2 protein-coding genes and 1 pseudogene are annotated in these 1,798 nt (G+C 64.8%); 1 reads left to right on the top strand and 2 read right to left on the bottom strand.

The annotated features are described in order from the left end of the window. Positions 1-471: molybdopterin cofactor-binding domain-containing protein (locus tag JMF90_RS35545; protein WP_201326203.1), on the bottom strand; the 471-nt coding region annotated here is incomplete at its 3' end. Position 472: 1 nt separating this feature from the next. Continuing rightward, positions 473-928: a (2Fe-2S)-binding protein gene (locus tag JMF90_RS35540; RefSeq protein ID WP_011546995.1), complete on the bottom strand. Its 456-nt coding sequence runs from the start codon at positions 926-928 to the stop codon at positions 473-475. 610 nt (positions 929-1,538) lie between these two features. Here JMF90_RS35540 and JMF90_RS35535 point away from each other — a divergent pair. Then, positions 1,539-1,798, top strand: a pseudogene (locus JMF90_RS35535) (thioredoxin reductase); the annotation flags it as partial.

Here is a 1,798-nt window from a genome sequence, read left to right as displayed (position 1 = left end):
CGCGCCCGCGCGGCGCATCGGTTCCCACGCGTAGCGCACCGACGTCGAGCCGCCGGTGAGCTGGCCGCCGAGCAGCGGATCCGTGAACAGTTTCTCGTTCGGCGGCGCATGATCGAGCGTCACGCTCGACAGCGGTACCTCGAGCTCCTCGGCGATCAGCATCGGCAGCGCCGTATAGACACCCTGCCCCATCTCGACCTTCGGCATCACCAGCGTGATCTTGCCGGCGCGGTCGATCTGCACGAACGCGCTCGGCGCGAACACGCCGGGCTGCGCCGGTTCGGCCGCGTCACCGCCGATCACCGAGCGCCGCGCATCGTCGCCTGCCGCCGGCAGGCTGAAACCGAGCAGCAGGCCACCCCCCGCCGCCGCGCCCAGCGACATGCCGAGCTTGAGGAACGAACGGCGCGATACGCCCGCGCCGGCGGCTTGTCCAGCGACCTTGCCTGCTTCGATCAGTCCTCGAGACATGTCACGCCTCCTTCGCGGCTTGCTTCACGGCCGCGCGAATCCGGTTGTACGTGCCGCAGCGGCAGATGTTGCCGGCCATCGCCGCGTCGATGTCGGCGTCGCTCGGGTTCGGGTTCGATGCGATCAGCGCGGTGGCGGCCATCACCTGCCCCGACTGGCAATAGCCGCACTGGACGACGTCGAGCTCGCGCCACGCCTGCTGGACCTTGTGGCCGGCCGGCGTCGCGCCGACGGCTTCGATCGTCGTGATCTTGCGGCCCGCGACGGCCGCGACCGGCAGCACGCACGAGCGCGCGGCGACGCCGTCGAGATGCACGGTGCACGCGCCGCATTGCGCGATCCCGCAGCCGAATTTCGTGCCGGTGAGGCCGACGACGTCGCGCAGCACCCAGAGCAAGGGCATATCGTCGGGGGCGTCGACCGTGCGGGTTTCGCCGTTGATGTTGAGGTTTACCATTCAGCCTCCAGGGCCGGTAATTGGGGAAGCGCCGCCGGCGCGCGCCTCTGTTGCTGCCACTGAGCGAGCCATCACTGCACGGCACGCTCCGAATAAGCCTGGTGTCCGCACTATATGTGCGTCAATACCACGACGCGCGACGCCACCGGCGAATATTTCGCGTATCACATACCCGGCGCGGACAGCCGCTGAAGCAGCAATGCCGGATCGCATCGATTCAGTCCGACATTGCCTGGCAAGCGCGTCCGCAGCGGTCAAGCAACCTCCGCGAGGGTGCGGACAATCTCATTGACGCTGCTCGCGCCGTCGACCATAACCACCCGCGATTGGCGCGAATATCATGCCGAAAATCCGCCACCGCCCATAGTCTCTACAACGACATTTACGGCTAGGATTTCGGACAAGCGGACGGGGCGCCCCCAACTTGGCCGACTCCGCTCGCTCCGCTTCTGGCCCGGTAACCTTGTCACACCGGGACTACATACCCACGTATAGTGGGACTCCCGCCTCGGACGTCGTACACTTTGCTCTCGAGTCAAGCAATGTTCCTCCCAGCGCGATCGACATCCGTATTTCGCACACTGTCCAGAATTCTCTTTCTACTTCAGCCATGCACGTGCGTTCAAATGATGATGGTAAGCAAGGCGATACCAACCCACTGTCCAGCCCGGTTGCGATTGGTGACACCGATTACCAACGGGAGCGATACCCATTACTCACCGAAGCGGAAATACACCGAATCACGCGATTCGGTGAAATCCGCGAGTGGAACGACGGCGATCAGATCTTCCGTGTGGGCGAGCCGGGCTTCGGTATGTTCGTCATCCTTTCGGGCTCGATTCGCGTCACTCGCCGGGATGCACTGAACCG

Origin of the sequence: Burkholderia sp. E168m23, assembly GCF_016586125.1 — a bacterium.
GTDB classification, from domain to species: Bacteria; Pseudomonadota; Gammaproteobacteria; order Burkholderiales; family Burkholderiaceae; genus Burkholderia; species Burkholderia orbicola.
Note: the sequence above shows the minus strand (reverse complement) of the source record. Positions and strands in the feature narration are given on the sequence as shown.

Excerpts from the sequence above, each read along its gene's own strand:
- JMF90_RS35540 (WP_011546995.1), bottom strand. The coding sequence starts at position 928 with ATGGTAAACCTCAACATCAACGGCGAAACCCGCACGGTCGACGCCCCC.